This is a genomic window from Streptomyces sp. NBC_00091 (assembly GCF_026343185.1).
In the GTDB taxonomy this organism is placed as follows: Bacteria; Actinomycetota; Actinomycetes; order Streptomycetales; family Streptomycetaceae; genus Streptomyces.
This window is the reverse complement of sequence record NZ_JAPEMA010000001.1, coordinates 2,570,487-2,595,028: the sequence shown is the minus strand read 5'-3', so window position 1 is coordinate 2,595,028 and position 24,542 is coordinate 2,570,487. Positions and strand designations below refer to the sequence as shown.

The 24,542-nt window shown below is 71.4% G+C and carries 21 protein-coding genes and 1 riboswitch; of the genes, 11 read left to right on the top strand and 10 right to left on the bottom strand.

Features of this window, described 5'->3' with window-relative positions; translation table 11 throughout:
• Positions 1-52: 52 nt before the first annotated feature.
• The 4 genes from OOK34_RS11870 to OOK34_RS11855 all read right to left on the bottom strand — a co-directional run bounded on the left by OOK34_RS11870 (position 53) and on the right by OOK34_RS11855 (position 3,201).
• Entirely contained in the window at positions 53-949 is an 897-nt protein-coding gene (locus OOK34_RS11870) for a LysR family transcriptional regulator (protein ID WP_267033818.1), read from the bottom strand.
• 177 nt (positions 950-1,126) lie between these two features.
• On the bottom strand, positions 1,127-2,305 hold the full coding sequence (locus OOK34_RS11865) for a cystathionine gamma-lyase (protein ID WP_267033817.1): 1,179 nt from the start codon (positions 2,303-2,305) through the stop codon (positions 1,127-1,129).
• Entirely contained in the window at positions 2,302-2,811 is a 510-nt protein-coding gene (locus OOK34_RS11860) for a low molecular weight protein-tyrosine-phosphatase (protein ID WP_267033816.1), read from the bottom strand. The genes OOK34_RS11865 and OOK34_RS11860 overlap by 4 nt, the downstream gene beginning before the upstream one ends.
• A gap of 9 nt (positions 2,812-2,820) precedes the next feature.
• Positions 2,821-3,201, bottom strand: coding sequence for a phage holin family protein (locus OOK34_RS11855; RefSeq protein ID WP_267033815.1), 381 nt, complete (start codon positions 3,199-3,201; stop codon positions 2,821-2,823).
• A 92-nt stretch (positions 3,202-3,293) separates the two neighbouring features.
• Here OOK34_RS11855 and OOK34_RS11850 point away from each other — a divergent pair, with 92 nt between their 5' ends.
• From OOK34_RS11850 to OOK34_RS11835, 4 genes are all read left to right on the top strand, one after another.
• On the top strand, positions 3,294-3,611 hold the full coding sequence (locus OOK34_RS11850; protein WP_267033814.1) for a cupin domain-containing protein: 318 nt from the start codon (positions 3,294-3,296) through the stop codon (positions 3,609-3,611).
• A gap of 150 nt (positions 3,612-3,761) precedes the next feature.
• Positions 3,762-3,989 carry a DUF5326 family protein gene (locus OOK34_RS11845; protein WP_267033813.1) on the top strand — a complete coding sequence of 76 codons (228 nt, stop codon included), beginning with the start codon at positions 3,762-3,764 and terminating at the stop codon, positions 3,987-3,989.
• A 147-nt stretch (positions 3,990-4,136) separates the two neighbouring features.
• Positions 4,137-4,883, top strand: a complete 747-nt coding sequence (locus tag OOK34_RS11840; RefSeq protein ID WP_267033812.1) for an IclR family transcriptional regulator — start codon at positions 4,137-4,139, stop codon at positions 4,881-4,883.
• Positions 4,884-4,979: 96 nt separating this feature from the next.
• Positions 4,980-5,429 carry an SsgA family sporulation/cell division regulator gene (locus OOK34_RS11835; protein WP_267033811.1) on the top strand — a complete coding sequence of 150 codons (450 nt, stop codon included), beginning with the start codon at positions 4,980-4,982 and terminating at the stop codon, positions 5,427-5,429.
• A gap of 65 nt (positions 5,430-5,494) precedes the next feature.
• Here OOK34_RS11835 and OOK34_RS11830 read toward each other — a convergent pair whose 3' ends face one another.
• Positions 5,495-6,865 (bottom strand): YibE/F family protein, encoded by a 1,371-nt coding sequence (locus OOK34_RS11830; protein ID WP_267036709.1) that lies wholly within the window; start codon positions 6,863-6,865, stop codon positions 5,495-5,497.
• Positions 6,866-6,979: 114 nt separating this feature from the next.
• Positions 6,980-7,124, top strand: a riboswitch (TPP riboswitch).
• Here OOK34_RS11830 and thiC point away from each other — a divergent pair.
• Positions 7,119-8,909, top strand: a complete 1,791-nt coding sequence (thiC, locus tag OOK34_RS11825; RefSeq protein WP_267033810.1) for a phosphomethylpyrimidine synthase ThiC — start codon at positions 7,119-7,121, stop codon at positions 8,907-8,909. Its footprint overlaps the riboswitch before it by 6 nt.
• Before the next feature lie 86 nt (positions 8,910-8,995).
• Here thiC and OOK34_RS11820 read toward each other — a convergent pair whose 3' ends face one another.
• The 3 genes from OOK34_RS11820 to OOK34_RS11810 form a co-directional block, all read right to left on the bottom strand.
• On the bottom strand, positions 8,996-9,811 hold the full coding sequence (locus OOK34_RS11820) for a hypothetical protein (protein WP_267033809.1): 816 nt from the start codon (positions 9,809-9,811) through the stop codon (positions 8,996-8,998).
• Between the two features lie 151 nt (positions 9,812-9,962).
• Positions 9,963-11,237: a metallophosphoesterase gene (locus OOK34_RS11815; protein ID WP_267033808.1), complete on the bottom strand. Its 1,275-nt coding sequence runs from the start codon at positions 11,235-11,237 to the stop codon at positions 9,963-9,965.
• A gap of 231 nt (positions 11,238-11,468) precedes the next feature.
• Entirely contained in the window at positions 11,469-12,584 is a 1,116-nt protein-coding gene (locus tag OOK34_RS11810; protein ID WP_007265278.1) for a LacI family DNA-binding transcriptional regulator, read from the bottom strand.
• 362 nt (positions 12,585-12,946) lie between these two features.
• Between OOK34_RS11810 and hisC the strand changes: the two genes are divergently transcribed.
• Positions 12,947-14,026, top strand: a complete 1,080-nt coding sequence (hisC, locus tag OOK34_RS11805) for a histidinol-phosphate transaminase (RefSeq protein ID WP_267033807.1) — start codon at positions 12,947-12,949, stop codon at positions 14,024-14,026.
• Here hisC and OOK34_RS11800 read toward each other — a convergent pair whose 3' ends face one another.
• Entirely contained in the window at positions 14,027-14,395 is a 369-nt protein-coding gene (locus OOK34_RS11800; protein WP_267033806.1) for a cyclophilin-like fold protein, read from the bottom strand.
• A 201-nt stretch (positions 14,396-14,596) separates the two neighbouring features.
• Here OOK34_RS11800 and OOK34_RS11795 point away from each other — a divergent pair, with 201 nt between their 5' ends.
• Genes OOK34_RS11795 through OOK34_RS11780 form a run of 4 tightly spaced genes read left to right on the top strand, consistent with a single transcriptional unit; the run spans position 14,597 to position 22,518 of the window.
• On the top strand, positions 14,597-16,102 hold the full coding sequence (locus OOK34_RS11795; protein ID WP_267033805.1) for a cytochrome ubiquinol oxidase subunit I: 1,506 nt from the start codon (positions 14,597-14,599) through the stop codon (positions 16,100-16,102).
• 18 nt (positions 16,103-16,120) lie between these two features.
• A complete protein-coding gene (cydB, locus tag OOK34_RS11790) occupies positions 16,121-17,122 on the top strand; it encodes a cytochrome d ubiquinol oxidase subunit II (protein ID WP_267033804.1) in 1,002 nt (333 codons plus the stop codon).
• A 46-nt stretch (positions 17,123-17,168) separates the two neighbouring features.
• Positions 17,169-20,735 carry a thiol reductant ABC exporter subunit CydD gene (gene cydD / locus OOK34_RS11785; protein WP_267033803.1) on the top strand — a complete coding sequence of 1,189 codons (3,567 nt, stop codon included), beginning with the start codon at positions 17,169-17,171 and terminating at the stop codon, positions 20,733-20,735.
• 37 nt (positions 20,736-20,772) lie between these two features.
• Positions 20,773-22,518 (top strand): GAF domain-containing sensor histidine kinase, encoded by a 1,746-nt coding sequence (locus tag OOK34_RS11780; protein WP_267033802.1) that lies wholly within the window; start codon positions 20,773-20,775, stop codon positions 22,516-22,518.
• 22 nt (positions 22,519-22,540) lie between these two features.
• Here the strand turns inward: OOK34_RS11780 and OOK34_RS11775 are convergent, their stop codons facing one another.
• A complete protein-coding gene (locus tag OOK34_RS11775; protein WP_267033801.1) occupies positions 22,541-23,422 on the bottom strand; it encodes a Cof-type HAD-IIB family hydrolase in 882 nt (293 codons plus the stop codon).
• A gap of 173 nt (positions 23,423-23,595) precedes the next feature.
• Between OOK34_RS11775 and OOK34_RS11770 the strand changes: the two genes are divergently transcribed.
• The gene (locus tag OOK34_RS11770; RefSeq protein WP_267033800.1) at positions 23,596-24,498 is read left to right on the top strand and encodes an LLM class flavin-dependent oxidoreductase; all 903 of its coding nucleotides are present in this window, start codon (positions 23,596-23,598) and stop codon (positions 24,496-24,498) included.
• Positions 24,499-24,542: the final 44 nt, after the last annotated feature.

Here is a 24,542-nt window from a genome sequence, read left to right as displayed (position 1 = left end):
GTGGCCCACTCCTCCCCTTCTGAAACGCGCCACGGTCCGAAACACGGGGGGCTCACCAGTGCGCGGCGGCGCGCAGCAGGCGGTCGTGGGCCCGGGCGAGGTGGGCGAGGGCCAGGCTGCCGGCCCGGACGACGAGGAACCAGGTGCGCAGCGGGGGCAGGGCGGGCTCCAGCAGCGAGACGATCTCGCCGCGGTCGAGGGCGTCCTGGCACAGGTAGCGGGGCAGGACGGCGAGTCCGGCGCCGGCCCGGACGCATTCCAGTACGGCCCGCAGGTCGGGTGCCACGACGGTGGCCGCGCAGTCGGGTACGGAGTCGAAGACGGCGGCCCAGTAGCGGGTGACCAGCGGCAGGCTCTCGTGGACCTCGACGACCGGGACCCCCTCGAGCGCCGCCGGGCCCGCGGCGCCCAGTTCGGCCGGGTCGGCCAGGGCGGCCCAGTAGGGCGCGGCGACCAGCACCAGTTCCTCGTCGCAGAGGGCGCTCGCGGTGAAGGGCCCGCCGCGCGGCCGGGCGGTGGTGACGACCAGGTCGTGCTGGCCGGCGGCCAGCCCGGCGAGGTTCTCCTCGGCGCCGGGCGCGAGGGCGGTGCGCAGCGTCTGGCCCTGGCCGACGAGGGGCGCGAGGGCGGGCAGTACCCGCAGGCAGAGGAACTCGGGGGGCCCGGCGAGGTGCAGGGTCCGCAGGGTCCCGGCGGCCTCCCGCTCGGTCTCGGTGATCCGGAGCAGGGCGTCCAGGTGCGGGGCGGCCTTGTGGGCCAGCTCGTCGCCGACGGCCGTGGGGGTGACGCCCCGGGCGCGCCGGTGGAACAGGGGCCGGCCGAGCTGGCGTTCCAGGGTGCGGATCTGCGAGGTGACGGCGGGCTGCGACAGCCCGAGGAGCGTGGCGGCCCGGGTGAACGAGCCGGCCCGGTGCACGGCGACGAAGGTGCGCAGCAGGGCCAGGTCCATGGCGGCCCCTCTCGGTGGGGGTCTACAACTATAAATATGCCGATAGGCCCCTGTCGTTACCGTGATTGGACTCTGACGCTGAGTCAACTAGCCTTGTCGGCGTGGTTCTTCTCGTAGGGACCCGGGGCGGTCCGAGCCACCAGGGGGGAGGCTCGGACCGCTTTACTCCCGCGCGGTTCAGCTCCCGGAGCCCGCGGAGTCGAGGGCCCGGAGCACATCGGCGACCAGGTCCCCGGGGTCCTCGGCCCCGGCGGAGAAGCGGATGAAGCCCTCCGGCACGGCGTCGCCGCCCCAACGTCCGCGCCGCTCCGCCGTGGACCGGACTCCGCCGAAGCTCGTGGCGTCCTCGACCAGGTGCAGGGCGGTCATGAAGCGTTCCGCGTGCGCACGGTCCGGCAGGGTGAAGGAGACCACCGAGCCGAAGCCGCGCATCTGCCCGGCGGCCGTCTTGTGGGAGGGGTCCGAGGCGAGCCCCGGGTAGCGCACCCCGGTGACCTCGGGCCGGTCGGCCAGTGCCTCGGCCACCGCCAGCGCGTTGCCCCACTGGCGTTCGGTCCGCAGCTGGATGGTGGCCAGGGAGCGGTGGGCGAGCCAGGCCTCCATGGGGCCCGGGATCGCGCCGACGATCTTGCGCCAGTGGCGGATGCCCGCGGCCAGCTCGGGGTCGCGGCAGACGACGTAACCGAGCAGCAGGTCCCCGTGGCCGGTGAGCCCCTTGGTGCCGCTGGCGACGGAGAAGTCCGCGCCGAGCTCCAGGGGCCGCTGCCCGAGCGGGGTCGCGAGGGTGTTGTCGACGGCGACCAGGGTGCCCCCCGCGTGTGCGGCCCGCACGAGGCGGCGTACGTCGCAGACGTCGAGCCCCGGGTTGGACGGGGTCTCGATCCAGAGCAGCCGGGCCCCCTCGAGGGCGGCGAGCTGTCCGTCCCCGCCGGTCGCGGCGGTGCGCACGTGGACCCCGTACGCCTCCAGCTGCTCGCGGACCAGGGGCAGCGCCTGGTAGCCGTCGTCGGGCAGGACGACGGTGTCGCCGGTGCGTGCCTGGGAGAGCAGGACGGCGGAGACCGCGGCCATTCCGGAGGCGAAGACGACGGTTTCCACGCCCTCCCGGCCGGGTGCCTCCAGTTCGCCGATGGCGCGTTCCAGCAGGGTCCAGGTGGGGTTCGTGTCACGGCCGTAGGTGTACGGGCCCGACACCTCCCCGGGGAGGTGGAAGTGGGCGGCGAAGACCGGCCCGGGCAGCGGGGGTTCGTTCTTGACGGGCTCGGGCAGACCGGCCCGTACGGCGCGCGTGCCGTCGCCGTACCGGCCGGCCGCCGTCGCGGCCGCGGCCGCTTCGCCGGGGGTGTGCTCGTTCACGGGGCGGGCTCCTTCACGGCGGCGCGTACGGCTTCCAGCAGGCCCGGGCTCGCGGCCTCGACCAGCTCCAGGCACTCCTCGAACCCGTCGAGCGGGCCGTAGTACGGGTCGGGCACGTCGAGGGCGTCCGGTACGCCGCCCCGTGCGGCCGGGGCCGCCGGGTCGTACGAGCGCAGCAGCCGGACCTTGGCCGCGGCCTCCGCGGTGGGCGCGAGGGCGCGCAGGTCGCGCAGGTGGCCGGCGTCGAGGGCGATGACGAGGTCGAGGCGGTCGAACCACGAGGCCCGGAACTTCCGGGCCCGGTGGTCCTGCTCGTACCCGGCGGCCTCCAGTACGGCCACGGTGCGCGGGTCGGCGCCGTCGCCCTCGTGCCAGCCGCCGGTGCCGGCGCTGTCCACCTCGACCAGTCCGCCGAGCCCGGCCCCGACGACATGGGCGCGGAAGACGGACTCGGCCATGGGGGAGCGGCATATGTTGCCGGTGCAGACGAAGCACACGCGGTACATGGCGGCCGCTCAGTTCTTGTCGGGCAGGGCCAGGTTCACGGCCCAGGAGACGATGGAGATGATCAGGCCACCGAGGACGGCCGTCCAGAAACCGTCCACATGGAAGCTGAGCTCGAACTTCTCGGCCAGCCAGGAGGTCAGCATCAGCATCAGGGCGTTCACGACGAGGGTGAACAGGCCGAGGGTGAGGATGAAGAGCGGGAACGAGAGCAGCTTCACCACCGGCTTGACGATGAAGTTGACCAGGCCGAAGACCAGAGCGACCAGGATCAGCGTCAGCGCGCGGCGGCCGGTGGTGCTGCCGTCGTCGAGCGTGATGCCGGAGAGCAGCCAGATGGCGACGGCCAGGGCCGCCGCGTTGGCGAGCGTCTTGACTACGAAATTCGTCATGTGTCTGATCGTGGCAGAGAAGACCGGGGCCGGGCATCGGCAGATCAGCGGATCCTCGGCACCACTGGGCAAGGGCAAGGGGCACAGCGAAGATGAAGGCCTTCCGGCTGGACGAGCTCGAAGCGGAGCGGGCGGCCAACGACGGCGCCTATCTGCAGTTCCTGCGTGAGCGGAACATGTCGGTCGGGCTCTACGCGCTCGACGCCGGGCAGAGCGACCCGCAGCAGCCGCACCGCCAGGACGAGGTGTACTTCGTGGTGAGCGGCCGGGCCGCCATCACGGTGGGAGAGGAGACGACGACGGTGGCGAACGGCAGCGTCGTCTACGTCCCGGCGGGGGTGCCGCACAAGTTCCACCACATCACCGAGCCGCTGAAGGTGATGGTGGTGTTCTCCCCGCCGGAGGCCTGAGCACGATCCGCCCTGAGGGTCGAACCCCTGATCCCCCTAGGGGGCGGGTCAGGGGGTTCCGAGGGCTCGCGGGCCCCCGTCCGGGGCGGCCGGCTCCTAGCATCGAGAGCGAGGAAGAAACGGACGCACGGACGAGGAAGAGGTAGCAACATGGACGGGATCCGAGCGATGTTCGCGGGCATGCCCTGGTGGGTCAAGTGGGTCGCCGTACCGCTGCTGGCGTTCTTCGTCTTCGGCGGAGTGATCACCTCCGTGCTCAGCACGCTGATCTCGTTCGCCTTCCAGCTGCTGCTCTTCGTCGCCCTCGTCGGCGCCCTGGTCTTCGTGGTCAAGAAGTTCACCGGCAGCGGTGCGAAGACCTCCTCCAGCGACTGGTAGGAGGCCCGGACCCCAAGGGGTAGCGGGATTAACCCAGGTGGGGGAATGGGACCGGCCAAACCGCCCACACCCCGGGAATCGGCGGATAGAGTGGCAATCTGTGCCGTTCCCTGGGGGTGAGCTTTGGCTCCGGTTCACAATGCGGGTGTGCCGACCCTGATCGGGTCGGTGCAGAGGGCGTTGAGGCTCCTGGAAGCAGTGGGTTCCCATAGCGAGGGAGCCCCGGCGAAACAACTGGCGCGCGAAGCCGGGCTCCCGCTCCCCACCGCGTACCACCTGCTGCGGACCCTGACGCACGAGGGATACCTGCGCCGGGAGAGCGGGGTCTTCGTCCTCGGCGACGCGGCCGGCCGGCTGGCGGGCGGCGGACTTCAGCAGAAACGTCGCAGCATGATCCTCGACTCGCTCGCGCACTTCCGCGACGCGGTCGGAGCCCCCGTCTACTTCGCGGTTTTCCGCGAGGGTGAGATCGAGCTCGTGGGTGTCTCGGACACCCCGGCCAACCCCGCCTGCGAGGAATGGGCCGACTTCCGCGCGACCGGACACGCGCACGCCATCGGGCAGTGCCTGCTCGGGCAGCTCGACGAGAAGACGCGCAGGGACTACTACGACCGCCACCCGGTCGAGAGCATCACGCCCTACACCGTGCGGGACATGCACGCGCTGGAGCAGCGGATCGGCTCCCTGGAGCGGATGCAGCCCGTGATCGAGCGACAGGAATACGCCCTGGGCACGGTGTGCGCGGCCATCCCGATCACGGCCGGGGACACCGCCGCGACCATGGCGATTTCGCTGCCCTTGCACCAGGAAGACCGGTTGCTCTATGTGGTTGATCGGCTACGGAGTGAAGTAGGCGCGCTGTTGAGCACCCTCTCGTTCTCTATCAGTATCTGAAAACTCACTCCTTGTGATCTGCTAGCGCTTCCACCACCCTTGTCAAGAGGGCCCTGGGGGACATTCCTGGCCACTTCCACTACAGCGGGGTAGGCAATGCGCGAGTCGGTACAGGCAGAGGTCATGATGAGCTTCCTCGTTTCCGAGGAGCTCTCGTTCCGGATCCCGGTGGAACTCCGGTACGACGCTCGTGACCCCTACGCCGTACGCCTGACCTTCCACCTTCCCGGAGACGCGCCCGTGACGTGGGCGTTCGGCCGGGAGCTGCTTCTCGACGGCATCAACAAGCCGTGCGGTGACGGCGACGTGCACATCGCCCCCACCGACCCGGAGGAGCTGTGCGACGTCCACATCCGGCTCCAGGTCGGCAGCGACCGGGCCCTGTTCCGCGCGGGCGCGGCGCCGCTCGTCGCGTTCCTCGACCGGACCGACCGGCTCGTCCCGCTCGGTCAGGAACGCAACCTCGCCGACTTCGAGGAGAACCTCGACGAGGCGCTCGGCAAGATCCTCGCCGGATCGCAGCAGAACGAGCGGAACGCGGGCTAATGCGGGCTGACGCGGGCTGACGCGGGCTGACGCGGGCTAACTCGGGCTAACTCGGGCCGAGGACCTCAGCGCTTGCGCCGCCGGCGGCCCCGCCCGCCGCGGGACGGTCCCGCGGCCGGAGCCCCTGCCGGGAGGCCCGCCGAAGACCCCGGACGGTCGGCGGAAACCACCAGCGCGGCCAGCGCCGTGGTCACGGGCACCGAGGCCACCAGCCCGATGGAGCCCACGAGGGTCCGTACGATCTCCTCCGCGACCAGCTCGCTGTTGGCCACCGTACCCATGCTGCTGTTCGCGATCGAGAACAGCAGCAGGAGAGGCAGTGCGGCGCCGGCATACGCCAGCACGAGGGTGTTGACCACGGACGCGATGTGGTCGCGGCCGATCCGGATGGCGGCCCGGTACAAGGCGCGCGGGCCCATGTCCGGGTCGGCCTGGTGGAGTTCCCAGACGGCCGAGGTCTGAGTGACGGTCACGTCGTCGAGCACGCCGAGCGATCCGATGATCACGCCTGCGAGCAGCAAACCGCTCATGTCGATGTCCGGGTAGAGCCCGTGGATCAGCCCGGTGTTGTCGTCCGTGTTGCCGCTCAGGAACGCCCAGCCGATGAACAGTGAGCCCAGCAGTCCGATCAGCAGGAGCGAGACCAGGGTGCCGAGGACGGCGACCGAGGTCCTGGCCGTCAGCCCGTGGCACATGTAGAGCGCGATCAGCATGATCGCGCTGGCCCCGACGACCGCCACGACCAGGGGGTTCGAGCCCTGGAGGATCGCCGGGAGGATGAAGAGCGTCAGGATCCCGAAGCTGACGACGAGCGCCACGAGGGCGAACAGGCCGCGCATCCGGCCCACCACGACGACCGCGACGGCGAAGATCCCGGCGAGCAGCGCCATCGGGAACTTCCGGTTCAGGTCGATCACCGAGTACTGGAGGTCCCGCGGCGCGTCCGGCGCGTAGGCGACCACCACCTCCTGGCCCTTCTCCAGCTGCCGTGGCGCGCCGGGCTGGACGATCTCGAAGAAGGCGCGGCCCTGGTCCGGGCCGCTGGCGACCTCGATGGTGGCCTTCTTGCACTCGCCGGTCTGGGCGGCCTGCGCCTCGCGGCCCTCGGGGGTGGAGGTGTCGCCCGTCGGGGGGACCTGCGCGGCGTTGACCGATTTGCAGTCGACCTTCGCGAGTGCGACGACCTTGCCCTGCTGGGTCTGCCGGTCGAAGCCCACCCCGGTCCGCTCGTGCGCGGGGGCGCCGCCGGGCCAGAGCACCGCCATGCCGACGAAGACGGCGGCGGCGAAGGGGATCAGTACGGCGGCGATCACCTTGCGCAGGTGCTTGGAGACCGGGGCCGCCGGCCCGTGGCCGTGGCTGTGGCCGTGGGAATGCCCGTGGGAGGACCCGGCCGCATGCCCGTGGGACGCGTGCTCGTGGCCGGTGTGGCCCAAGGGTTCTGTGGGCTCGTTGGGAGGCTGCGGCGAGTACGTCACCGGCAGATCATCGCAAGAGTTCAGGGGGCCCACTGTTCAGCACGCCATAGATGACGCTAGCGTGGGGGCTACTTTGCACAACGCGGGAGCTCGGAGCACCGGGCTGAGAGGGCGCTGATCACCGTACGCGCATGAGAATGCGTACGGGAGGAGGCTGCGTCGACCGCCGAACCTGTTACCGGGTAATGCCGGCGTAGGGAGATCAGGTCTCATGACCATTCAGGACGACGCACGCACGCCTGCCGTCAGCCAGGACAACGACGGCCAGACCGAGCGCCAGCCCGGCTGGCACAAGGGATACCTGGCGGGCTCCCGCCCGGACATCCGGGTGCCGGTCCGCCAGGTCCATCTCACCAACGGCAAGGACGTGACGCTCTACGACACGTCCGGTCCGTACACCGACCCGCAGATCGAGACCGACGTGCGCCGGGGCCTGCCGCCGCTGCGCGAGAACTGGATCATCGGCCGCGGGGACACCGAGGAGTACGCGGGACGCCCCGTGCGCCCCGAGGACGACGGCATCAAGCACACCTCGCCGCGCGGTGGCCTCAAGAACCTCGACGCGGTCTTCCCGGGCCGCCCGCGCCAGCCCCGCCGCGGCCGCGGCGGCGCCGCCGTCACGCAGCTCGCGTACGCCCGCCGGGGCGAGATCACCCCGGAGATGGAGTACGTCGCGATCCGCGAGAACGTCTCCCCCGAGGTCGTCCGCGAGGAGATCGCCGCAGGCCGCGCGGTCCTTCCGGCGAACGTGAACCACCCGGAGATCGAGCCGATGATCATCGGCAAGCGGTTCCTGGTGAAGGTCAACGCCAACATCGGCAACTCCGCGGTCACCTCCTCCATCGAGGAGGAGGTCGACAAGATGACCTGGGCGACCAAGTGGGGCGCCGACACGGTCATGGACCTCTCGACGGGCCGCAACATCCACACCACCCGCGAGTGGGTGCTGCGCAACTCCCCCGTCCCGATCGGCACCGTGCCGCTCTACCAGGCGCTGGAGAAGGTCGACGGCCGTGCCGAGGACCTGACCTGGGAGATCTACAAGGACACGGTCATCGAGCAGGCCGAGCAGGGCGTCGACTACATGACGGTCCACGCCGGCGTGCTGCTGCCGTACGTGCCGCTGACCGCCCGCCGCAAGACCGGCATCGTCTCGCGCGGCGGCTCGATCATGGCCGCGTGGTGCCTGGCGCACCACAAGGAGAACTTCCTCTACACGAACTTCGAGGAGCTCTGCGAGATCCTCGCGACGTACGACGTCACGTACTCCCTCGGTGACGGCCTGCGCCCCGGCTCCATCGCGGACGCCAACGACGCGGCGCAGTTCGCGGAGCTGAAGACGCTCGGCGAGCTGAACACGATCGCCAAGCGCCACAACGTCCAGACCATGATCGAGGGCCCGGGCCACGTCCCGATGCACAAGATCAAGGAGAACATCGACCTCCAGCAGGAGATCTGCGAGGAGGCGCCGTTCTACACGCTCGGCCCGCTCACCACGGACGTCGCGCCCGCGTACGACCACATCACCTCGGGCATCGGCGCCGCGATGATCGCCTGGTGGGGCACCGCGATGCTCTGCTACGTCACGCCCAAGGAGCACCTGGGCCTGCCCAACCGGGACGACGTGAAGACCGGCGTCATCACGTACAAGATCGCCGCCCACGCGGCGGACCTGGCCAAGGGCCACCCGGGCGCCCAGGAGTGGGACGACGCCCTGTCGGACGCGCGCTTCGAGTTCCGCTGGGAGGACCAGTTCAACCTGGCCCTCGACCCGGACACGGCCCGCGAGTTCCACGACGAGACCCTCCCGGCCGAGCCGGCCAAGACCGCGCACTTCTGCTCCATGTGCGGTCCGAAGTTCTGCTCGATGAAGATCTCGCAGGACATCCGCCGTGAGCACGGCGGAGACCTGAAGGCCGAGGAGATCCAGGCGGGCATGGCGGAGAAGTCCGCCGAGTTCGCGGCCGCGGGCAACCGGGTCTACCTGCCGCTGGCCGACTGACCCGGAGTACCGGTCCGGCCCGCGACCTCATGGGGGGAGTCGCGGGCCGGTGCCGTTGCCGCGGCCACCGGCCACCGGCCAGGCGGTCATTCGGGCTCGTGGTCCGGGCCGCCGAAGTCCGGGCTGGTGAAGTCCGGCGGGGTGTAGCCGGGGCGGGGCCCCTGGGAGGCCGGGCCCGGGCTGGTGAAGTCGGGCCGGCTGTACCCCAGGCTGGGGATGCGCCCGGCCCCCGGCGTACGGGGCACCGGGTAGCCCGGTCCGGCGGTCGGGTCGGCCAGGGCGTCGCGCAGGAACGGCACGATGCCCCGCTCCAGCAGCGCGTTGCGCCAGGCCTCCCGGGCGCGGGAGAGCTCGTCGGGTACCGGCACGCTCTCCTCGGCGGCGACCTGCGTGGAGCTGTTGCGCAGGGCCGTCACCAGCAGTCCGATCACCGCGAAGAGCAGGGCGGCCACCGTGAGCGCGCCGAAGAGCCAGCCCGCCGTCAGCATGGTCTGGGCGAAGGCCGGTTCGGGTTCGATCATCTTGAGGCCGTAGCCCACCAGCAGGAAGATCAGCATGGCGGTGCCCGCCAGGACCGGTGCGAGGACGCCGACCACGGCGCTCACCCCGGCTCCGTCGTCCTGTTCCTCGGTGCCGTCCTCGCCGCCCGTGCCCGAGGCCGACAGGGCCCCGTCGCGCAGTTCCTCCCGTACCTTCACGTAGTGGCCGTACTCGGCGGCCGCGGCGGCGGTGAGCAGTGTGGTGGCGGCCTGGGCCATGGTGCGCAGTTGTTCGGCGTTCAGCCGTTCGCCGAGGGTGGCGAGCTCGGGCCGTTCGTCCGCCGTGCGCAGCGCCTCGTCGAGGAGCCGATCGAACTCCGGTCGGTCTTCGGTGAGCAGGTGCGGAGCGCTGGTCATGTGCATCCCCCGATGCTCCGTACGAGCCGGTGTGCGCCGCGTGGATCCGCGGGCGCCGGCACAAACGGAGGAGAGCCTGCTACGGATAGAGCGATGGTAGAGCGCCCCTGCCACGCCGTGACAGGGGCTTTGCTGAAATACCCCGCTCCGAGAACGCTCAGTCGCGCAGAGGTAGTTGAACGACGAGCAGCTTGCCCGCCATCGTCACGCCGCCGTCCATCGCGATGGCCAGCCCGTCGGCGTACACGTGCGGTCCGTCCACGGCCTCCGGGCCGTGGGAGTCCTCGCCGTCCTCGGCGCCGACTTCGCCGAGCAGGTACGGGATGGGGCTGTGGCCGTGGACGACGCGGCTGCCGCCGTAGGTGCCGAGGAGTTCCCGTACGGCCTGGGGGCCGGTCTCCTCGTCGCGGAAGGCGAACCGCTTGGTGAACTTGCGGAAGAGGTCCCAGGTGATGTCGGCGTCGCCCCGGTTGAGCAGCTCGTGGATGGTGTCGTTGACGTCCTCGATGGAGTCGCCGTAGTCCAGGTACGCCGTGGTGTCGGAGTGGAGCAGCAGGTGTCCGTCCTGCAGCGTGGCCGCGTCGAGGCGGGACATCCACTGGAGGTGGACGTCCTCCAGGCGCTCCATGTCGGTGCGCTGGCCGCCATTGAGCAGCCAGGCGGCCTGGAAGGTGGCGGTGCCGGCGCCGGAGTTCACGGGGGTGTCCCCGAAGCGCTTGGCGCCGATGAGGAGCAGCTCGTGGTTGCCCATCAGGGCCTTGCAGTAGCCGCCGGCGGCGGCGGCCTCGGCGGACAGCCGCATGACGAGGTCGATGACGCCGATGCCGTCGGGGCCCCGGTCGGTGAAGTCTCCGAGGAACCAGAGCCGGGCGTTGCCGGCGGACCAGCGGCACTCGGCGTCGATGAGGTGCTGGGCCTGGAGTTCCCTGATGAGCTCGTCCAGGTAGCCGTGTACGTCGCCGACGACGTACAGGGGGCCGGGACCTGAGCCCGGGGCCTCCTGGGGGACGTAGTGGACCTGCACGGTGTCGCCGGGCCCGCCCGCCGCGCCGCGGCCGATGACGGGCAGGTCGCGCCGGGTCGGGGTGTAGCCGTCGTCGGGGTCCTCCTCGGCGGCGTACTCGCCGTCGCCCGCGGCGCGCTGCTGCGGGACGGTCTCCGTCCCGGGGCGGGCGAGGAGGGCGGTGCCCGGGTGGTCGGCGTGGTCCGGGGCGTAGCCGGGCCGCGGGGGCACGGGCGCGCTCTCCTCGTAGTACGCGGGGTACTCGCCGTACACCGGGGCCTCGCCGTAGACGGGGGCCTCGCCGTACACGGGGGCCTCGCCGGGCGGCGCGGCGGGCGCGGGGTACGGCACGGGTTCGGAGACCGGCACCCGGAAGTCCCGCAGCGTGTCCGTCCGCATCGCGGGTCCCTGACCGGCCCCCTGAGTCATCGACCCCTCCACCACCGTCGCGCTGCCGTACACCTGCGGACCCTCCTCACCTCCGGGGCGGAGGGTCCGTGATGTCGTGCGCCCATCATAGGAATGCGGCTCGCGCTCTGTGACGCACCAGGGGTGGTGAATCCTGGCCGGAACCGGTTCTTCCTGTGGTTTTCTCCCGATATGAGTGTTGTTGAAATCCTCGGCGGGGCCGTCGGCCCCGCCGGTACGGCGGTGTGACGGTCAGTCCTGGGCCGGTGAACGGGGCGGGCTGACGGTGGTGCGGGGGGTCCTGCGCTGCGAGGAGGTACGGATGATCAGCTCGGTCGGGACCACCTGCTCGACCGGGCGCCCGGTGTCGACCCCCTCGATCGCGTCGATCAGCAGCTGTACGACGGCGGTTCCGATGCGGCGCGGCTTGAGGGAGAGCGTGGTGATGGGCGGTTCGGTGTTCGCGTAGACGGTGGATTCGCTGCAGCAGACGAGGAGCAGGTCCTCGGGTACCCGCAGCCCGTAGCGCCGGGCGGCGGCGAGGAGGTCGGTGCCGTTGGGGTCGAAGAGCCCGTAGACGGCGTCCGGCCGGTCGGGGCGGGCGAGGAGCCGGTCGGCGGCGACGGCGCCCGCGCACGGGTCGTGGGCGGGGTAGGACTCGTAGACGGGGTCCTGGCCGACGCGCTCGCACCAGTTGAGGTAGGCGGTCGTGGAGAGCCGGGTGTAGGTGTCGGTGGTGGTGCCGGTCAGCAGCCCGATGCGGCGGGCTCCGGCGGCGGCGAGGTGGTCGAGGAGGCCCAGTACGGCGGCCTCGTGGTCGTTGTCCACCCAGGCGGTGACGGGGAGGGTGCCGGCCGGGCGGCCGTCGGAGACCACGGGCAGGCCCTGGCGGACCAGTTCGCTGACGACCGGGTCGTGGTCGGAGGGGTCGATGACGACGGTGCCGTCGAGGGCCACGTTGGACCAGACGTCGTGTCGTGAGGTGGCGGGGAGGATGACGAGGGCGTAGCCGCGGGCGAGCGCGGCGGAGGTGGCGGCCCGTGCCATCTCGGCGAAGTACGCGAATTCGGTGAAGGTGAAAGGTTCATCCCCGTACGTGGTCACGGTCAGGCCGATGAGGCCCGACTTGCCGGTACGGAGGGTGCGGGCGGCGGCGGAGGGGCGGTACCCCAGCCGGTCGGCTACCTCGCGAACGTGGCGGCGGGTGGCGTCCGGCAGCCGTCCCTTGCCATTGAGCGCGTCGGAGACGGTTGTGATGGAGACGCCCGCCGCGGCGGCCACGTCCCTGATGCCGGCCCGGCCCTGTCGGCCGCCGACCCGCCGGGTGGTCTCGGTCCGGCTCACCTGGTGCTTCCCTGCTGCTGTCATGGCGAGCCGATAGTAGGGCTCGGAGGGGAGGGTGGTTCAGGTGCATATGCACGCGTTGACAGGCACGATTCTGCATGGTTCGCCACCCCCAATGACCTTGGAATCGAATGTATTTGGCGGGTTAGGGCGAGAGTGGGGCTTGTCGGCGGGTACGAGCATGCCAAAACGGAGCCGTCTCGGGCCGGTCTCAACTCACCTGCACGAGGGACGCGCGCCACGGCGCAGGCCACCGGCGCGCGCATATATGCGTGCGCTCCCCCTGTGTTCCTGGCGCCCGCCATTCTCGGATCGGCGGAATCCTCATAAGGTGAGCAGTATTGAGTCGACGGAGACGTCGACGGGACGGTCGAGGAGGACCTGCGGTGAGCGAGAAGAGCCCGAAGCTGCGCGCCGAGCTGGACGGCATTCCCACCTACAAGCCCGGCAAGCCCGCCGCCGCGGGAGGGGCCGTCGCGTTCAAGCTGTCCTCGAACGAGAACCCGTACCCGCCGCTGCCGGGGGTCCTGGAGACCGCGGTCGCGGCCGCCGGACGCTTCAACCGCTACCCCGACATGGCGTGCACCGGGCTGGTGAACGAGCTGGCGGAGCGGTTCGGGGTGCCGGTCGAGCACATCGCCACGGGCACCGGCTCGGTGGGCGTGGCCCAGTCGCTGATCCAGTCGACGGCCGGCCCCGGTGACGAGGTCATCTACGCCTGGCGGTCCTTCGAGGCCTACCCGATCATCACGCAGATCAACGGCGCGACGTCGGTGCAGGTGCCGCTGACGGACGGGGACGTGCACGACCTGGACGCGATGGCCGCGGCGATCACCGACCGGACGCGCCTGATCTTCGTCTGCAACCCCAACAACCCCACCGGCACCGCGGTGCGCCGCGCCGAGCTGGAGCGGTTCCTGGACCGGGTGCCCTCGGACGTCCTGGTGGTGCTGGACGAGGCGTACCGCGAGTTCGTGCGCGACGCCGATGTGCCGGACGGCATCGAGCTCTACCGCAACCGGCCGAACGTGGCCGTGCTGCGCACCTTCTCCAAGGCGTACGGGCTGGCCGGCCTGCGCGTCGGCTTCGCGGTGGCGCACGAGCCGGTGGCGGCGGCGCTGCGCAAGACGGCGGTGCCCTTCGGCGTGAGCCAGCTCGCCCAGGACGCGGCGGTCGCCTCGCTGCAGGCCGAGGACGAGCTGATGGGCCGGGTCGGCGCGCTGGTGTGCGAGCGAAACCGGGTGCACGAGACGCTGCTCGCGCAGGGCTGGCCCGTCCCGGACACGCAGGCCAACTTCGTGTGGATGCGGCTGGGGGAGCGGACCGCCGATTTCGCGGCGGCCTGCGAGAAGGCCGGTGTGGTGGTCCGGCCCTTCGCGGGCGAGGGCCTGCGGGTCACGATCGGTGAGACCGAGGCGAACGACCTCTTCCTGCACGCGGCGGAGGCCTTCTTCAAGGAGCTGTAGTCAGACCAGTTCCACGCGGATGGGGTCGCCGTCGCGGACGGTGGCCAGGAGGCGGGGGTCGCCGTCGAACGAGCCGAGCACGTTGCAGGGGCTCGCCAGGCGGCTCTCGCCTCCGCGCGAGATGGGCGTGGGGCCGTAGGGCAGCGCGAGCGCGTCGCCCTCGGTCCAGAACGCGACCGTGCCGGGCTCGACGACCTGCTGGGCGTCGTGCTCCAGGGCCACGGAGACCCCGGTGTCGAAGTAGACCTCCTCGCCCCAGGTGTTCGCGGAGGCGGAGATCGGGAGGGCCGCGGCCAGCGCCTTGCTGGTCGGGGTCTCGTCAAGGGTCGCGGTGAGCAGGCCCGCGGGCCAGGAGATTCGAATCTGCATGGCCACATTCAACAATCTGTTGAATTTCTTGGCTAGAGGCCGGTGAGGGGGGACCCCCCTGATTGAGGTCGGAGACGGTAGGACATAATGCTTGTGAATGTGAACGCGTTCACAAGCGTGTCCTGCTTCCTCCCGGTATGGGAGGGAACCCGCCAGGCAGACTGCCCGCTGTGACCACGGCGACGACAAGGAGAAGACGACGTGGACCTAGCTTTGGCGCCTGAGACATTGGCGCGCTGGCAGTTCGGCATTACCACCGTCTACCACTTCCTCTTCGTTCCGCTCACGATCTCGCTCGCCGCGCTGACCGCGGGGCTGCAGACGGCATGGGTGCGGACCGAGAAGGAGAAGTACCTCAGGGCCACGAAGTTCTGGGGCAAGCTGTTCTTGATCAATATCGCGATGGGTGTCGTCACCGGCATCGTCCAGGAGTTCCAGTTCGGCATGAACTGGTCCGACTACTCGCGGTTCGTGGGTGACATCTTCGGCGCCCCGCTGGCCTTCGAGGCCTTGATCGCCTTCTTCTTCGAGTCGACCTTCATCGGTCTGTGGATCTTCGGCTGGGACAAGCTGCCGAAGAAGATCCACCTGGCCTGCATCTGGATGGTCTCCCTCGGCACCGTCCTGTCCGCCTACTTCATCCTGGCGGCCAACTCCTGGATGCAGCACCCGGTCGGGTACCGCATCAACGAGGAGCGGGGGCGGGCGGAGCTGACCGACTTCTGGCAGGTCCTCACCCAGAACACCGCGCTCACCCAGTTCTTCCACACCATCACGGCCGCCTTCCTGGTCGGCGGCGCGTTCATGGTCGGCATCTCCGCCTTCCACCTCGCGCGCAAGAAGCACATCTCCGCGATGCGCAGCTCGCTGCGGCTCGGCCTGGTCGTCATGATCATCGCCGGACTGGGCACCGCCATCAGCGGCGACCTGCTCGGCAAGGTGATGTTCAAGCAGCAGCCCATGAAGATGGCCGCCGCCGAGGCCCTCTGGGACGGCGAGGCGCCGGCACCCTTCTCGATCTTCGCCTACGGCGATGTCGACAAGGGCCACAACAAGGTGGCGATAGAGGTCCCGGGCCTGCTGTCCTTCCTGGCCAACGACGACTTCACCTCCTTCGTCCCCGGAATCAACGACGTCAACAAGGCCGAGCAGGAGAAGTTCGGTCCCGGTGACTACCGGCCCAACATCCCCGTCGCCTACTGGGGCTTCCGCTGGATGATCGGCTTCGGCATGGCCTCCCTGGGGATCGGCATGCTGGGGCTGTGGCTGACCCGCAAGCGGTTCATGCTGCCGCCGGGGCTGCGCACCGGTGAGGACGAGGTCCCCCATCTCGTCCTCTTCAAGAAGGCGCTCAGCCCCCGGTTCGCCCGGCTGTACTGGCTCGCCGCGCTCTGGACCATGCTCTTCCCGCTGATCGCCAACTCCTGGGGCTGGATCTTCACCGAGATGGGCCGCCAGCCGTGGGTGGTCTACGGAGTGCTGCGCACCCGGGACGCGGTCTCGCCGAACGTCTCGCAGGGCGAGGTGCTCACCTCGATGATCGGCTTCACGCTGCTCTACGCCGTGCTCGCGGTGATCGAGGTCAAGCTCCTCGTGAAGTACGTCAAGGCCGGCCCGCCGGAGCTCACCGAGGCCGACCTCAACCCGCCCACCAGGATCGGCGGGGACGACAAGAACCCCGACCGGCCGATGGCCTTCTCGTACTGAGGCTGAGGAGACCACACCATGCAACTTCACGACGTCTGGTTCGTACTCATCGCCGTCCTGTGGACCGGCTACTTCTTCCTGGAGGGCTTCGACTTCGGCATCGGGGTCCTGACCAAGCTGCTCGCCCGCGACCGCACGGAGAAGCGGGTCCTGATCAACACGATCGGGCCCGTCTGGGACGGCAACGAGGTCTGGCTGCTCACGGCGGGCGGTGCCACCTTCGCCGCCTTCCCGGAGTGGTACGCCACCCTCTTCTCCGGCTTCTACCTGCCGCTGCTGCTCATCTTGGGCTGCCTCATCGTCCGGGGCGTCGCCTTCGAGTACCGCCACAAGCGGTCCGAGGACAGGTGGCAGACCAACTGGGAACACGCGATCTTCTGGACCTCGCTGATCCCGGCCTTCCTGTGGGGCGTGGCCTTCGCCAACATGGTGCGCGGCGTGAAGATCGACCGGAACATGGAGTACGTCGGAAGCCTCTTCGACCTGCTCAACGTCTACTCGATCCTCGGCGGTCTGGTCACCCTCACCCTGTTCACCTTCCACGGCGCGGTCTTCGCCTCGCTCAAGACCGTCGGTGACATCCGGGACCGCTCGCGCGCGCTGGCGACCCGGCTGGGCGTGGTGACGGCGGTCCTGGCCCTGGTCTTCCTGACCTGGACCCAGGTCTCGCGCGGTGACGGCTGGAGCCTGATCGCGATGGCCGTCGCCGTACTGGCGCTGCTCGCGGCCCTCGGGTTCAACCTGGCGGGCCGGGAGGGCTGGTCGTTCGCCCTGTCCGGGGTCACCATCGCCGCGGCCGTGGCGATGCTCTTCCTGACGCTGTTCCCGAACGTCATGCCGTCCTCGCTGGACGAGGCCTGGAGCCTCACGGTCACCAACGCCTCGTCCACCCCGTACACCCTGAAGATCATGACCTGGTGCGCCGGCGTGGCCACTCCCCTGGTCCTGCTCTACCAGGGCTGGACCTACTGGGTGTTCCGCAAGCGGATCGGCACGCAGCACATCGTCGACGCGCACTGAGCCGCACGCGTCACTCCTGCCCGACCCTGCCGAGGGGATGTTTCACGTGAAACCGATCGACCCGCGCCTGCTGCGGTACGCCCGTTCCACCCGTCTCTTCCTGGGAGCGGTGGTGGCCCTCGGGCTCGCCGGGGCGGGGCTGGTCGTCGGTCAGGCGATGCTCATCGCCGAGATCGTGGTCGGAGCCTTCGAGCGGGGGCTCGACGGTGCCGCGCTCCGGACGCCACTGCTGCTGCTCGCGGCGGTGGCGCTGGGGCGCGGGCTGGTCGCCTGGCTCACCGAACTGGCCGCGCACCGGGCGAGCGCGGCGGTCAAGTCCGAGCTGCGCGGCCGGCTGCTGGACCGGGCGGCCGATCTGGGGCCCGGCCGGCTCTCCGGACACGGGACCGGGTCGCTGGTGTCCCTGGCCACCCGGGGTGTGGACGCGCTCGACGACTACTTCTCCCGCTACCTGCCCCAACTGGGGCTCGCGGTGGTGGTCCCGGTGGCGGTCCTCGCCCGGATCGTCACCGAGGACTGGGTGTCGGCGGCCATCATCGTGGTCACCCTGCCGCTGATCCCGCTGTTCATGATCCTCATCGGTATGGCCACCCAGAGCCGGATGGACCGCCAGTGGCGGCTGCTGTCCCGGCTCTCGGGGCACTTCCTCGACGTGGTGGCGGGGCTCCCGACGCTGAAGGTATTCGGGCGGGCCAAGGCGCAGGCCGAGTCCATCCGCAGGATCACCGACGACTACCGCCAGGCCACGATGCGCACCCTGCGCATCGCCTTCCTCTCCTCGTTCGCGCTGGAGCTGCTCGCCACCCTGTCCGTGGCGCTCGTCGCGGTGACCATCGGGATGCGGCTCGTGCACGGGGAGCTGGACCTGTACACGGGACTGGTCATCCTGATCCTCGCGCCGGAGGCCTATCTGCCGCTGCGGCAGGTGGGGGCGCAGTACCACGCGGCCGCCGAGGGGCTGGCCGCGGCGGAGGAGATCTTCGAGGTCCTGGAGACCCCGGCCCCCGCACGGGGCGGCGGCGCCGCCGTGCCGGCCGCCGGACTGCGGATCGCCTTCGACGGGGTCGAGGTCCGGTACGAGGGCCGCGGTGCGAGTTCGCCCGGGCCCGTGTCCTTCGCGGTCGAGCCGGGCGAGTGCGTGGCGCTCACCGGGCCCAGCGGGGCGGGCAAGTCCACGCTGCTGGGCGTACTGCTGGGCTTCGTGACCCCGACGGCCGGTCGGGTGCGGGTCGGGGAGGCGGACCTGTCCGCGCTCTCGCTGGACCAGTGGCGGGAGCGGATCGCGTGGGTGCCGCAGCGGCCGCACCTGTTCGCGGGGAGCATCGCCGAGAACGTCCGCCTGGCCCGCCCCGAGGCCCGCGACGACGCCGTGGAAGCGGCGCTGCGGGACGCCGGGGCGTGGGAGTTCGTGTCCGCGCTGCCGCGCGGGGCGGACACCTTGCTCGGCGAGGGCGGGGCCGGACTGTCCGCCGGCCAGCGCCAGCGGCTGGCCCTGGCGCGGGCGTTCCTCGCGGACCGGCCGGTGCTGCTGCTCGACGAGCCGACGGCGGCCCTGGACGGGGAGACCGAGGCTGCGGTCGTGGAGGCCGTACGGCGCCTCGCGGTCGGGCGGACCGTGCTGCTCGTGGTGCACCGGCCGGCGCTGCTGGCGGTGGCCGACCGGATCGTGGCGGTGGGCGAGGGCGCTGCGGATCTTCCGGGCGGCTCTCCCGCTGCCGGTCCGGCGACGGCCCCGCGGGGGCCGGCGGGGACGTCCGGTCCCGGGGAGTGGATCCTCGGGGACGCGCGGGAACGGGCCGCGGGCGGCGCGGGCGCCGGGGCCGGCGGGGGCGCCGGTTCGGGCGGCGGCTCGGGCGGCGGCGACCCGCTGCGGCGGGTGCGGGCGGTGGCCGCGGCCTGGCAGGGCCGGTTCCGGCTCGGGCTGCTGCTGGGGGCGCTGGCCGTGGGCAGCAGCGTCGGGCTGATGGCGGTGTCCGGGTGGCTGATCTCCAGGGCCTCCGAGCAGCCGCCGGTGATGTACCTGATGGTGGCCGTCACGGCGACCCGGGCCTTCGGCATCGGGCGGGCCGTCTTCCGCTACGCCGAGCGGCTCGTGTCGCACGACGCCGTCCTGCGGATGCTCGCCGACCTGCGGGTGGCGGTGTACCGGCGGCTGGAGCGGATCGCCCCGGCCGGACTGCGCGAGCAGCGGCGCGGGGACCTGCTGTCCCGTCTGGTGGCCGACGCCGACGCCCTCCAGGACTACTGGCTGCGCTGGCTGCTCCCGGTGGGCACGGCCGTGCTCGTCGGTACCGGGTCGGTGGCGTTCACGGCCTGGCTGCTGCCCGGGGCGGGGGCCGCGCTCGCGGTGGGGCTGCTCGCGGCCGGGGTGGGGGTGCCGCTGGTCAGCGGGGCCTGCGCGCGGCGTGCGGAGCGGCGGCTGGCGCCCGCGCGGGGCGAACTCGCCACCCGGGTGGCCGATCTGCTGACCGGTACCGCCGAGCTGACGGTGGCCGGGGCCCTGGCCGGCCGCAAGGACCGGGCGCGGGAGAGCGACGGGGTACTGACCCGGATCGCCTCGCGCGGGGCCGCCGCGACCGGGCTCGGCAGCGGACTGTCCGCCCTGGTGTGCGGGCTCACGGTGGTGTGCGCCGCGTTCGCCGGTGCCCAGGCCGTCGCAGGCGGCCGGCTGTCCGGGGTGGCCATGGCGGTGGTCGTACTGACTCCGCTCGCCGCCTTCGAGGCTGTCAGCGGCCTGCCGCTGGCCGTCCAGTACCGCCAGCGGGTGCGCCGCAGCGCCGAGCGGGTCTACGAGGTCATCGATGCCCCGGTGCCCGTCGCCGAGCCGGCCGAGCCCCGCGAGCTGCCCTCCTCCTCCTTCCCCCTGCGGCTGACGGGGCTCGCCGCCCGCCACGGCGGGCAGGAGCGGGACGCGCTGCACGGGCTGGACCTGACCCTGGAGGCCGGCCGGCGCATCGCGGTCGTCGGGCCCTCCGGCTCGGGCAAGACCACGCTGGCGCAGGTCCTGCTGCGCTTCCTGGACCAGCGCGAGGGCACGTACACCCTGGGCGGCACCGACGTGCGCGCCCTCGACGGCGACGATGTACGCCGTGCCGTGGGCCTGTGCGCCCAGGACGCGCACCTCTTCGACAGCTCGGTGCGCGAGAACCTGCGGCTGGCCCGGACCGGGGCGAGCGAGGAGCAGCTGCGCGAGGCGCTCGCCGCCGCCCGGCTGCTGGAGTGGGCCGACGGCCTTCCGGACGGACTGGACACCCTGGTCGGGGAACACGGGGAGCGGATCTCGGGCGGTCAGCGCCAGCGGCTGGCCCTGGCCCGGGCGCTGCTCGCCGACTTCCCCGTCCTCGTCCTGGACGAGCCGGCCGAGCACCTGGACCTGGCGACCGCGGACGCCCTGACGGCGGATCTGCTGGCGGCCACCGAGGGCCGGACCACCGTGCTGATCACGCACCGGCTCGCCGGGCTGGCGGCGGTGGACGAGGTGCTCGTACTGGACCGGGGCGCGGTCGTGCAGCGGGGTGCGTACGCGGAGCTGGCGGCCGTCGAGGGGCCGCTACGGAGCCTGCTGGAGCGGGAACGGGCGGCCGACGGGGTGCTCGCCGAATCCGCAGGCTGACTTTCCCTCCTAAAGTGGACTAACTAGGCTCAAGGGCATGTCAGTGCAGGAGTCGCAGGAATCAGCGGAACCGCCGGAATCCAGCGGGGGGAAGCCGGACCCCCTGGAGGCCGCCACCCAGGCCACCCGGAGCCTGCACGGGCTGTCCACCGAGCTGACCGCACGGGTTCCGCAACTGCTGGAAGCCATGCGTTCGGTCGGTACCGGCCTCGAACTGCACTCCACGCTCGACCGCATCTGCGAGACGGCCGCCGAGCTCGCGGACGCCCGCTATGCGGCGATCGGGGTCGTCGACACGGACGGCCCGGGGCTCTCGGACTTCGTCACCTTCGGCGTCAGCGCCGAGCTGGCGAAGAGGATCGGGCACCGCCCGGACGGGAGGCGGGGTCTGCTCGGGGCGCTGATCTCCCATCCCGACACGGTGCGGCTCACCGATCTGACGAAGGATCCCCGGTCGGCGGGATTCCCCGCGCACCACCCGCCCATGAAGACCTTCCTCGGCGTTCCGATCCGGGTGCAGGGGGAGATCTTCGGGAACCTCTACCTCGCCGAGAAGAACGGCGGCAGCGAGTTCAGCGACTACGACGTCCACATGGTCCGGGTGCTGGCCACCGAGGCGGGCATCGCCATCGGCAACGCCCGGCTGTACGAGGCCGCCACCCAGCGCGAGCGCTGGATCGACGGCTCGGTGGCCGTCACCACCGCCCTGCTGTCCGGCGGGGACGCGGACGACGCCCTCTCGGTGGTGGCCGAACAGGCCCGTCGGCTGGCCGACTCCGCCGCCGGGATCGTGATGCTGCCGGCGGAGGAGGGCGGGATGGAGATCGTCGCCGTCTCCGCGGACAACCCGGCCACCTCGCTGGGCTTGGTCATCCCGCCCGAGAGCCCGGTGGTGGACCGGCTGCTGCGGGGTGAGCCGGTCTTCGTCGACGACGCCGCCGTCGACCCCCGCATGATCAGCCGGCTGACCAGCCAGTACGGACCCTGCATGATGCTGCCGCTGCACAGCGGCGGGCGGGTGCTGGGCGCGCTGGTCACCCCGCGGGCCCGGGGCAAGAGGCCCTTCACCGAGGCGGAGCGGACCCTGGCCACCCAGTTCGCCTCGCAGGCGGCCCTCGCGCTGATGATGGCCGAGGCGCAGCGGGACCGGGAGCGGCTCGCGGTGTTCGAGGACCGCGACCGGATCGCCAGGGACCTGCACGACCTGGTGATCCAGCGGCTGTTCGCCACCGGGATGATGCTGGAGGGCGCGCAGCGGCGGTCCATCGTCCCGGAGGTCCGCGACGGCGTGGGCAAGGCCGTGGACGAGCTGGACGTGACGATCCAGGAGATCCGTACGGCGATCTTCGCGCTCCAGCAGGGCCCGGCGGAGGCTCCGTCGGGGCTGCGCACCCGGGTGCTGCGGGAGATCAACATGGCGGCCGTGCCACTGGGCTTCAAGCCCGCGCACCGCTTCCTCGGCCCGGTCGACACGGTCGTCGGGGAACTGGTCGGCAAGAACCTGATCGCCGCCCTGCGCGAGGCGCTGTCGAACGCCTTCCGGCACGCGGACGCGTCCCGGATCGAGGTGCTGCTCGACTCCACCGTCACCCTGCCCGACGGACGGCCCGGGGTACGGCTGGAGGTCGCCGACGACGGGGTGGGCATCCCGGAGGGCGGCCGGCGCAGCGGCCTGCGGAACCTGCGCCGCAGGGCCGAGTCGCTCGGCGGCTCCAGCTGGTACGGATCCGGCATCGGGGAGGACGGCGGCGGGACCACTCTGGTGTGGGAGGCCCCGCTGTGAGCCGGTCCGGGGGGTGGCTCGGCTAGGTGCGTGCGGCGCGTTCGGCCAGGATGCGTTCGATGACGACGGCGACCCCGTCCTCGTTGTTGGCGACCGTACGGCCGGACGCGGCCGCGATCACGTCCGGGTGGGCATTGCCCATCGCGTACGAGGTGCCGGCCCAGCGGAGCATCTCCACGTCGTTCGGCATGTCCCCGAAGGCGACGACCTCGGCGGGGGAGATGCCGCGTTCCGCGCAGCACAGTTCCAGGGTGCTGGCCTTGGACACGCCGAGCCCGCTGATCTCCAGCAGTGCGGTCGGGCTGGAGCGGGTGATCGAGGCGTAGCCGCCGGCGGCGGACCGGGCCAGGGCGAGGAACTCGTCCGGGGCCAGTTCGGGGTGGTGCGAGAGCAGCTTCAGCACCGGCGCCGCGCGGTCGTCGGGCTCCTCGTGCAGCAGCTTCTCGGCGGTGGCGACCGTGGCGCCCGGGTCCTGGAAGAACGGCGGGTAGGCCGGCTCGTAGTTGATGCCGGTGGTCATCTCGACCGCGAAGGAGGTGCCGGGGGCGGCCTTCCGCAGGGTGTTCACGACCGTGAGTGCGGTGGCCCGGGGCAGCGCCCTGACCTGTACGAACTCCCGGCCGGCATGGAGATCGACAACGGCGGCGCCGTTCGCGCAGATGGCCAGGCCGTGGCCGTGCACGTGATCGCTGACCACGTCCATCCAGCGGGCGGGGCGCCCGGTGACGAAGAAGACCTCGATCCCGGCCTCCTCGGCGGCGGCGAGCGCGGCGACCGTGCGGAGCGAGACGGATTTGTCGTCGCGCAGCAGGGTGCCGTCGAGGTCGGTGGCGATGAGCCGGGGTGCGGGGGTTGGCCCGTCCGGGCGCTGGGGAGCCGAGGTCACCGCTCCATCTTCGCCCATGGGTCCCTGCCCCCGGACCATGATCGTCGGAGTTGGTCCACGTGACGAGCCGATGTTTCACGTGAAACGTCGGCCCATGTTTCACGTGAAACATGCCCCGCAGGCGGCGTGTGGCCCCTGATGCGTGAGGTGCGGTTGGTGTACGAGACACGGACCGCCGTACGCTCGAGCGCATGACTCTGCGCCTGAGCACTGTGATCCTGCCGGTCCGCCCGTGGCACGAGGGAGGCCGCGACCAGTGGGAGCGGGCCGAGCGCCTCGGGTTCCACACCGCCTACACCTACGACCACCTGAGCTGGCGGACCTTCCGCGACGGTCCTTGGTTCGGCGCGGTGCCGACCCTGACCGCTGCGGCCTCCGTCACCGAGCGGATCCGCCTGGGCACCCTGGTCACCTCCCCGAACTTCCGCCACCCGGTGACCCTGGCCAAGGACCTGATGTCGCTGGACGACATCTCCGGCGGCCGCATCACCCTCGGGATCGGCGCGGGCGGCAACGGCTTCGACGCGACCGCGCTGGGACAGGAGGAGTGGAGCCCACGCGAGCGGGCGGACCGCTTCGCCGAGTTCGTACCGCTGCTGGACCGGCTGCTGACCGAGCAGGCGCTGACCCACCACGGCACGTACTACTCCGCCGAAGAGGCCCGCAACATCCCCGGCTGCGTCCAGCGTCCGCGCCTGCCGTTCGCCGTCGCGGCGACCGGCCCGCGGGGTGTGAAGCTCGCGGCGAGCCACGGCCAGGCCTGGGTGACCGCCGGAGACCCGAAGGTCTTCACGGGCACGCCCGACCAGTCGCTGGAGGCCCTGCGCGGCCAGCACGGGCGCCTCGAGAAGGCCCTGGCGGAGATCGGGCGGGACTCCGAGTCCATCGAGAAGGTGCTGCTGACGGGCTTCACCCCGGAGCGCAGCACCATGCTGGAGTCCGTGGACGCCTTCGTCGACTTCGCGGGCCGCCACCGCGAGCTGGGCTTCACCGAGCTGGTCATCCACGCGCCGATCCCGGACTCCGACTTCGCCGCCGACGAGGCCGTCTTCGAGCGGATCGCCACCGAGGCGCTCGCCCAGCTGGACGGCTGAGGGCGCTCCCCGACGGAACCGGCCGTGGCCCTGTCGTGCGACGG

Excerpts from the sequence above, each read along its gene's own strand:
- OOK34_RS11870 (WP_267033818.1), bottom strand. The coding sequence starts at position 949 with ATGGACCTGGCCCTGCTGCGCACCTTCGTCGCCGTGCACCGGGCCGGC.
- OOK34_RS11855 (WP_267033815.1), bottom strand. The coding sequence starts at position 3,201 with ATGACGAATTTCGTAGTCAAGACGCTCGCCAACGCGGCGGCCCTGGCC.
- thiC (WP_267033810.1), top strand. The coding sequence starts at position 7,119 with ATGACCATTCAGGACGACGCACGCACGCCTGCCGTCAGCCAGGACAAC.
- OOK34_RS11835 (WP_267033811.1), top strand. The coding sequence starts at position 4,980 with ATGCGCGAGTCGGTACAGGCAGAGGTCATGATGAGCTTCCTCGTTTCC.
- OOK34_RS11770 (WP_267033800.1), top strand. The coding sequence starts at position 23,596 with ATGACTCTGCGCCTGAGCACTGTGATCCTGCCGGTCCGCCCGTGGCAC.
- OOK34_RS11820 (WP_267033809.1), bottom strand. The coding sequence starts at position 9,811 with ATGCACATGACCAGCGCTCCGCACCTGCTCACCGAAGACCGACCGGAG.
- OOK34_RS11810 (WP_007265278.1), bottom strand. The coding sequence starts at position 12,584 with ATGACAGCAGCAGGGAAGCACCAGGTGAGCCGGACCGAGACCACCCGG.
- OOK34_RS11860 (WP_267033816.1), bottom strand. The coding sequence starts at position 2,811 with ATGTACCGCGTGTGCTTCGTCTGCACCGGCAACATATGCCGCTCCCCC.
- cydB (WP_267033804.1), top strand. The coding sequence starts at position 16,121 with ATGCAACTTCACGACGTCTGGTTCGTACTCATCGCCGTCCTGTGGACC.
- OOK34_RS11800 (WP_267033806.1), bottom strand. The coding sequence starts at position 14,395 with ATGCAGATTCGAATCTCCTGGCCCGCGGGCCTGCTCACCGCGACCCTT.
- OOK34_RS11845 (WP_267033813.1), top strand. The coding sequence starts at position 3,762 with ATGGACGGGATCCGAGCGATGTTCGCGGGCATGCCCTGGTGGGTCAAG.
- OOK34_RS11815 (WP_267033808.1), bottom strand. The coding sequence starts at position 11,237 with ATGACTCAGGGGGCCGGTCAGGGACCCGCGATGCGGACGGACACGCTG.
- OOK34_RS11780 (WP_267033802.1), top strand. The coding sequence starts at position 20,773 with ATGTCAGTGCAGGAGTCGCAGGAATCAGCGGAACCGCCGGAATCCAGC.
- OOK34_RS11850 (WP_267033814.1), top strand. The coding sequence starts at position 3,294 with ATGAAGGCCTTCCGGCTGGACGAGCTCGAAGCGGAGCGGGCGGCCAAC.
- OOK34_RS11775 (WP_267033801.1), bottom strand. The coding sequence starts at position 23,422 with ATGGGCGAAGATGGAGCGGTGACCTCGGCTCCCCAGCGCCCGGACGGG.